Source organism: Peribacillus sp., assembly GCF_059453735.1.
This window is the reverse complement of the sequence record NZ_JAZVJO010000271.1, coordinates 1-7990: the sequence shown is the minus strand read 5'-3', so window position 1 is coordinate 7990 and position 7990 is coordinate 1. Positions and strand designations below refer to the sequence as shown.

The window sequence follows — 7990 nt, the reverse complement described above, 5'->3', positions numbered from 1 at the left end:
GATATCTCTTCAACTGATCCCCTCCATCGCTTACATTTTTTAACATTATCGTACGTGAAAACGAATTATATAACAAGGGGTAAGAGCAAAAAAATACCCAGTTTTCTGGGTATTCATTTTAGAGGCACCGTATTAAGGTATCGCCAAACGAGCGGATATCTTGTAGATAATCATACTCCGGAGGTGAACCAAAACTGTTTAGCATTCTAACTGCCACCAGATTATGTTCAGGCACCACTAACAGCGCTGTGTTCGTATAACCGAGGATTTGATAAGAACCAGCAGGTACCTGGCTGCCTATTTCTGTTTTTAAGGCTGGATGCTCTTTCACGAACCATAAGAAGCCATTTTGTGGAGTATTACTATCTTCAAAATTTGGACTTTGGACAGAAACCGCTAATTCAATCACTTCCTTTGGAACAATCCTTCTCCCGTTTATCACACCCTGTTTCAGATGGAAATATCCAAAGAGAGCTAGTTCACGTGCAGAGACATACATATTCATTTTATCGCCATCGATACTATTGCTTGTATACCATGACGGATCATTTGGGTTTTGAAGAATAACCTCTACAAGTTGTTTATGTTTTGTTGCATACCAGCCGGTTTCTTTAAAAGCAAGGGGTTCAAAGATCAAGGTTTGAAGTAATTCAGCAACTGTTTTCCCTGTCGTATCTTTAATAATTTGAGTCAGCCACTCAATCCCAATTGCTCGGTAAGCCCAGTTCGTACCGGGTGGAAACTCCCTGATGAGGCTGTTGTCTTTCTTGGTAAGCCCATGTGTATGCGTTAAAAGGTGCCGAATGGTTACACCGGCCGCCAATTCTCTGGCAAGCAGAGGCAAATAACGGACAACGGGATCATCTATGGAAAAAATACAGCCGGTATAAACCGCATATATGCCGCCGCGAAACCGATATAGGATTTTCGTACGGAGGCAACATGAAATTGAGTATCTGCTTGCACCTTTCTTGCCTGGTTAGCTAAAGACTGTCGGCCAAAATAGTCCTCGAAAACGACCTGATCATTCAAGATGACCATACAAGCTCCACCAGCACGAGCAATAGAATCAGCTGTATGATTTACATGCTTTTTTACTTCGTTAAATTGATTGGTTAGGTTTTTCGTAAGTACCATCTTATACTCCCTTCAACCTGAAGGAGAAAATAGTCATGGTTGCCTTATTGTTTGATTTCTATCTTCTCTCCGTCACTTGACACATAGATATTTCCTGTTACTTTCGCGTACACTACCCTAACATTCTTCATATCTATAAAAATCTCTTGCGCATTTCTGGTGTTGGCAAGTTACATTGATCTTTTTTTCCAAACCATTTGTAGCGATTCTTTGCCAAGATATTATAAAAAAAATCCCGAATCGGATACGGAACAATGATAAATATAAATAGCAGCTTCCATGCCCCTTGCAGATGTCTGCAAATGCGTAAAGCCGCCGATGATTTCAGATAATACGTATCATTTTCAATTAATATGATGCTGTCTATGGAAGCGGGTGCATGATGCTTCTTTATCATTTTTTGACCTGCTTCGCCTTGCTGAGAGGTAAAGGTAAAGATCGCCTCAGGATCACGCTTAATAATGAACTGAACGCTTTTATCACAAAAATTACAGTCACCATCAAATAATATAATCCTTTTCACGTGCTCACATCCTTCAGTTTCTTCTATCAAGAGTGTACCATAATCCAACAAAACAGCGTAATAAATGAATGCCGTTGAATTACAAACCAAAAAGGCTGTTGAGCGTTCTCAACAGCCTGACTTAGACATTAAGCCCTTTTCTAATTAATAGGTTACGCTCTACATACGCCCAGTTTTGCGGGAAGGCAAGCCCAATATGCCAGTAAGTTACTCCAGCTAAATCATAGGCGTCAATCAGCTGATACTTAGCTGTAAAACTTCTTATGTCTTCAAACCAGACACTATGTTGTAATTGATCTGCATAATATCGATAATTAGGCGAAGCAGCCACTTGGTCATATAAGATAGGACTGCCCACTTTAATTGCCCGATTCTGAGCACTAAGTGCAGATAAAGCTGTTGTTTTGTTACTGGAGATGACTTTATCATAGCCGTATAATGGAAACGCCGCCTGCAGCTTTTCAATAGGAATGAGGCTGCGAGCATAGCGAAGCACCTGTGCCATCCACCACAACGGTGCAATAGGTTCCGGCGGACCAGTAGGGTAGCCATAGTCGATCGTCATAACCGCGATCAGGTCAGCGATTTTACCTATTTCCTGATAATCGTGCCCGCCGACGATCCGGTTCGTAGGATTATCTTCTGTTTTAGCATGGACGTTTACATGAAGAATTTTCTCCTGCAAACCATTTTTTAACTGCCGCAGAAAAAGAACAAAATCAGCCCGTCGTGCCGGTGGAATAAATTCCATATCGACGCTTACACCGCCATACCCTTTCTCCTTAATGAACCTAAGCAAACTGTTCACGAGCCGATCTCGGTTCGGCTTACTAGCCAAAACATCTCCTGCAAGATTCTCGTTAAAATCACCATCTTGATAATTACGGACCATCAAAAGTGGGATTACATTCATTTCCAGCGCCTTATTAATTAGAGGAATATCGTCACCTTCAATAAAGGCATTCCCCTCTTTTGTAAATGAATAAGCCACGATGGCGAGTAATGTTAGATAGTCAGCATTTTGGCTGAACGCAGTAAGGACACTTTCACCAGCGGCAGGGAAAGCAAAAGCAAGTGTTGTCAGTTCCAACTTAAGGGGCGAAATGATTTCAAGTCGCTGACCTGTGATGAGTTGGTTGGGATCCATTCCTGGATTCGTCTTTAGTATATCTAAGACAGATACGTCAAATTTTTCAGCAATTTTCGCAAGAGTATCATCAGGTTGAAACAGGTAATTTCTCGTAAACAATTCAGTCTCAGGGATGTACAAAGCTAGTCCCGGGACCAGCACACCTGACTGCAGACCATTTATGTCCATAATTTCGGTTACATCTGTTTCGTACCTTTTACTTATTGACCACAATGATTCTCCCTGTTGGACAACATGAATGGCCATTCCCCCACACCCTTCCTATCCTTATTTAAAGAATATGGGGGTCATGCTTATCCTTAGAACAATTTTTCAATAGTTTCATACTGTTTTCTATCTAGTCTTTAGATTAAATCTCTTCAATTTCCGAACGCCTTCTAATTTTGATAAATTTAACGATATTTAGCACAATTGTTTTTGTCACAGAGTAGGTCGGTATAGCAAGAATCATGCCCATAATCCCAGCAATATTCCCTGCAACCAGTAACACAATGATGATTGTTAATGGATGTGTATTCAATTTTTTACCGATTACAAGCGGTGAAATAATGTTTCCATCAAGCTGCTGGACAACCACGATGACAATGATCACGAAAATGGCCTGCATCGGCGAGTGGAATAAGGCGATAACGACCGCAGGAGCAGCACCTATGAATGGTCCAACGTAAGGAATGATATTGGTTACAGCTCCTATTAAAGCTAGCACAAGCGCATATGGCATATCGATAATCAGATACCCGATAAACGTGGTAATTCCAACAAACAGACAAACCAAAGCTTGTCCTTGAATATAGGTAGACAGGGTTTCTCCAGTTTCAGCTAAGATGGTTAAACCTTGTGTCCGGTAATTAATCGGAATAAAACGAGAAATAGCCTGCGGCAGCCTATGACCATCCTTCAGCATATAAAACAGCATGAACGGCACGGTTACGACTATCAGTGTTACATTGGTTACAACGCTGAATACGGATGATAAGCTATTTGTAATATCCGTTGGTAAATTAGACGTATAGTCTAGCAGCGTGGCTTCGATCTTATCAAGTGATACATAGTCTTGGGATAATACCCACTTATACTGCTTAGAGTGTGATAGGTCATCGATAAATTGACGAACTTCATAAATATATTCAGGTAAATTAGTGAAAAGATCGGTAACCTGTTTAGATAAAGCTGGTCCTACCAGCGCACCGAACAGCGTTACCAGCCCAATAGCAAAAAGGTAAATAATTAAGATCGCGATTCCTTTTGGTAATCTCCTGCCGGTCAAAAACGTTACAACAGGATGAAAAATAAAGTATAAAAACCCGGAAATTAACACAGGAAAGAATAACGTTGAAATAAATACGACAATTGGTTCAAAGAAAAAGGATATTTTTGTACAAACATAAATTAATAATGAAATCATTAATAATTCAAATGTCCAAAAATGCAGTTTTGATTTAAATTTAAACATTAGTTCTCCTCCGCTCCCTAAAGGGAACTATTCTTTTTATAATATGGGTGATAATAGCCTTGATATTGATTCTTTAATTCGAATCCACAAAGATCGCTTTCCATACTCACTTTGTGTCAAAATCCTTGAAACCTTAATATCATCAAAAAATGCTTCAGTAAGTTTGACAGCAATCTCCTCATCATAAATAAAGGCATTAACTTCAAAATTAAGTTTAAAACTTCTTACGTCAATATTCGCTGTACCAACTGAAGAAACTTCGCTATCAACGACAATGGTTTTAGAATGGATAAATCCATTGTCATATATATAGACAACAGCCCCTGCATCCAGCATAGCACCAATATAAGATAACGTTGCCCAATAAACAAAAATATGATCTGGTTTATTAGGAATCATGATGCTGACTTTAATGCCGGAAATCGATGCTATACGGAGCGCATCAAGCAAACTCGCATCTGGAATAAAATAGGGAGTTTGGATAATAATCGATTTTTTTGCAGATAAAATTAACTTTATATATCCATTTTTAATTTGTTCCCATTCTGAGTCAGGGCCGCTTGTAACAATTTGCATGCCCGTACTGCCTGTACTTTTTTTGCGGGGAAATAGGTGTGCTTGATAGGAAATATCCTGCGTATTCGACGCTTGGTTCCAATCGAGAATAAACCGCGTTTGGATAGCCAGGACTGCTGATCCCCGAATTCTTAAATGTGTATCACGCCAATAACCAAATTTCGGGTTGATTCCGAGGTACTCATCCCCGACATTAAAACCTCCAAGATAACCAAATTCACCATCGATAATCACTAATTTACGATGATTACGAAAATTAATTCTAAGATTTAAGAGTGGAAGTTTTGATGGAAAGAAAACTTCCACTTGACCGCCGGCCTCCCTAAATTCCTTGAAAAAGCGTTTCGTAAGACTGCGTGAACCTAATTCATCATAAAGAATTCTGACGGTTAAGCCTTCCTTTGCCTTTTTCGTTAAAAGCCTAATAAATGCTTTACCTAGATTGTCTTTCTTAATTATATAATATTGAATATGTATATGATCCTTTGCTTCTTCAATATCTTTAAACAGACGATCAAACTTTTGCTTTCCATCCGTAAAAATATCAACATGATTATTTTCTGTCAATACAGACTCATTACCTCGTAAATGCATGTAAATCAAATCTTGATTAGCATAGGTTGATTTATTACGGAATTCAAATTCATTAAAGGCGAGCTGTTCTAATTGTCTTTTCAAAATCGGTTCGATGCCTATTTTCTCTCGATCTTCCCATTCAAATAACCGATGCTTTCGTAAACTTTTCCCAAAAAGGAGATAGAGACAAAAGCCTACCACTGGCAGAAAAAACAGAACAAGCAGCCAAGCCCAAGACGCACCTGCATCTCTACGTTCCCAAAAAATCACCAGAAGAGCTAGTAGTATATTTACTACCGTGATTAAACCTAATAAAATTGTAATTACATCCATTCAATACCCTCACAAACACTATTAATACTCGAGGTAACTTTCCAGCTACCGTCGAGAAACTGTTTATTACACCTTGCTAAGACATACGTATCCCATCTTAAGAATACCATGATTTTCAGAAGATAAAAAGAAAACGACCTTTAGAAATCTCCCCTTTTAACTAAGGTTCCCTTTCAAAAAACGACTATACCTGACTGGTTCTATATAACGAAAGCCCCCACAAAGTTGTGGAGGCAACGGATTATTATGATTCAAGCATACCAACCCAAGCAAGCATGCCGCCTTTCATGTTTTTCACCCTAAAACCTTGATCAAATAAGAATTGTGCAGCTTGCCCGCTTCGAGCACCGGATCGGCACACAAGAATGTACTCATTCTTCTTATCAAGATCTTGTTTTCTAAATTCCAGTAGTCCAAGTGGTATATTTAAAGCTCCGGGTATTTTTCCTTTTGCCGCTTCCGCTGCTTCCCGAACATCGATAATATGGAGAACTTCTTTTTTATTTAAACGAACAGCTACTTCATCTGGGGTAATAGTTTGCACGATTCCATCCTCCTGATTACACGTAGGTCATCTGCTTTTTACAAGCAGATTCACTGCTTCTTTTACTAAGGCTTCCGGATCTTTGTCACCTTTTTCGTTCGCTTCCCGAACACATTCAACAAGGTTCGTAGAGACAATTACCCCAATGCTCCGATCAATCGCAGAACGAGCAGCTGAAAGCTGTGTTACTACATCCTTGCAATTTTGTCCGTCTTCAAGCATTTTCTGAATGCCGCGAAGCTGCCCTTCAATTCGTTTAATCCTATTTTTCATATCATTTTCGTAATGCATTTTTTATGCCTCCTTCACCATTCCTTTATGAACACGAGCAATCTGTTACCGTATAACCTATCACTTTAAAGCCATTTTTATGAAGATAACGAATGCCCAGATTCTTTTCTACTAAATCAGTAGACACGATATAGAGAGCTTTTTTAGGGATTTCTGCCGAATACCGTTTCAAGTATGCTGTAGGTATGGTCAGTGATCCAGCAATTGGATCCTTTGCAGAATCCTGATAATCTCTGATATCGACAATCACCACATCAGCATTGCTTAATTCGTCCTTTTCCATACATGGCACACAGGGTACCGAAACATATCTATTATAAATAACAGCTGATAATAACAGTACTAAAATCAGCAAAATCACAATCATTGATGATGCTCCCCCTAAATATTTAGGAATTTTACTTTATGTCACATTTTATACCCATGCGGGTATGCTGTCAATCTTCTAAAACCGGTGTATTTCCGAATTATAACAAAATTAAGTTATACAGTTTCAATCCATAAAATCAGCTTTCGTTAGTAAACGATTTTTCAATCGGATAAAGAACTTGTTATTGTCCCTTGGTGAAAATACATTTTCCATCTTCCCTCTCTCAATTTCCATATAGAACTACGCAATGAGTGTTTTTTATTTACCTCATTATATATACGGTAAGTAGTTAAGACGATTTCGTCAGACAATGGATGAATTTCAAAATTACTTAACTTCATCCGTACTGCTCCTATTCCCTCTTCACCAATACTTTCATTTTGATACAACACTTTACCCGAACTTCCAATTTCAAAAAAATCGTCTGCTAATAGATTAGTAAGCTCTTCTTTTGATGCACGAATTTCTGGTTTTAAGAGCATTTCTTCCAATTGAAGTAAATGCTCTTTTAAAAAAGTCATACTTTCCATGACTACTCACCTTTTTTCTTATAAAATAAAGACGCCTTAAACCCAAATCTGTACGTTAGAGGCGTATTTTCTAATTAAAGATTTTAATATTCAGTACTATATTAATGCTTATGTAATCAAAACCAATCTCTAACATAAGCTACTAGTCCTAAAAATGCTCCTAAGCCCGAACAAACGAACACAATAATCGTATAGTCAGCTTTTCTTTGATTTAGTTTCTTCTTACTCAGTTAACAAACCTCCATTTAAGCTCATTTTGCAACCTTTAAAATACATATTTAATGATCTTCTGCCTGTCCCTTTTAGTCCAATAAATTTATCAGTTTTTCACAAATTAAACCTGCGTCGATAGTTGTCGTATCAATAATTATATCTGAACTATTAATTAATAAATATATACAATCAAGGGAGTTGGTGTTATGCCTTATAAAAGCGAAAAGATTAAACTGAAAGGATTGCAGGATAGGCGTAAAAGACTTACAGACAAACAGAGAGAAGAGATTAAGG

At 38.3% G+C, this 7990-nt stretch carries 10 protein-coding genes; all 10 read right to left on the bottom strand.

The window, feature by feature from the left end; genetic code table 11:
- Positions 1 to 118: 118 nt before the first annotated feature.
- Positions 119 to 823: a serine hydrolase domain-containing protein gene (locus tag AC52RT_RS08620; RefSeq protein WP_495540364.1), complete on the bottom strand. Its 705-nt coding sequence runs from the start codon at positions 821 to 823 to the stop codon at positions 119 to 121.
- Between the two features lie 41 nt (positions 824 to 864).
- On the bottom strand, positions 865 to 1137 hold the full coding sequence (locus tag AC52RT_RS08615) for a serine hydrolase (RefSeq protein ID WP_495540363.1): 273 nt from the start codon (positions 1135 to 1137) through the stop codon (positions 865 to 867).
- 133 nt (positions 1138 to 1270) lie between these two features.
- Positions 1271 to 1660, bottom strand: a complete 390-nt coding sequence (locus AC52RT_RS08610; protein ID WP_495540362.1) for a thiol-disulfide oxidoreductase DCC family protein — start codon at positions 1658 to 1660, stop codon at positions 1271 to 1273.
- A 121-nt stretch (positions 1661 to 1781) separates the two neighbouring features.
- Positions 1782 to 3056 carry a LysM peptidoglycan-binding domain-containing protein gene (locus tag AC52RT_RS08605; RefSeq protein WP_495540361.1) on the bottom strand — a complete coding sequence of 425 codons (1275 nt, stop codon included), beginning with the start codon at positions 3054 to 3056 and terminating at the stop codon, positions 1782 to 1784.
- 103 nt (positions 3057 to 3159) lie between these two features.
- The gene (locus AC52RT_RS08600; RefSeq protein WP_495540360.1) at positions 3160 to 4263 is read right to left on the bottom strand and encodes an AI-2E family transporter; all 1104 of its coding nucleotides are present in this window, start codon (positions 4261 to 4263) and stop codon (positions 3160 to 3162) included.
- 36 nt (positions 4264 to 4299) lie between these two features.
- Positions 4300 to 5748 carry a cardiolipin synthase gene (cls, locus tag AC52RT_RS08595; protein ID WP_495540359.1) on the bottom strand — a complete coding sequence of 483 codons (1449 nt, stop codon included), beginning with the start codon at positions 5746 to 5748 and terminating at the stop codon, positions 4300 to 4302.
- Between the two features lie 244 nt (positions 5749 to 5992).
- Positions 5993 to 6292: a rhodanese-like domain-containing protein gene (locus AC52RT_RS08590; RefSeq protein ID WP_495540358.1), complete on the bottom strand. Its 300-nt coding sequence runs from the start codon at positions 6290 to 6292 to the stop codon at positions 5993 to 5995.
- A gap of 27 nt (positions 6293 to 6319) precedes the next feature.
- Positions 6320 to 6583 (bottom strand): metal-sensitive transcriptional regulator, encoded by a 264-nt coding sequence (locus AC52RT_RS08585; RefSeq protein WP_495540357.1) that lies wholly within the window; start codon positions 6581 to 6583, stop codon positions 6320 to 6322.
- Between the two features lie 25 nt (positions 6584 to 6608).
- Positions 6609 to 6950 (bottom strand): hypothetical protein, encoded by a 342-nt coding sequence (locus AC52RT_RS08580; RefSeq protein ID WP_495540356.1) that lies wholly within the window; start codon positions 6948 to 6950, stop codon positions 6609 to 6611.
- A gap of 164 nt (positions 6951 to 7114) precedes the next feature.
- The gene (locus tag AC52RT_RS08575; RefSeq protein ID WP_495540355.1) at positions 7115 to 7483 is read right to left on the bottom strand and encodes a nuclear transport factor 2 family protein; all 369 of its coding nucleotides are present in this window, start codon (positions 7481 to 7483) and stop codon (positions 7115 to 7117) included.
- Between the last annotated feature and the right edge of the window lie 507 nt (positions 7484 to 7990).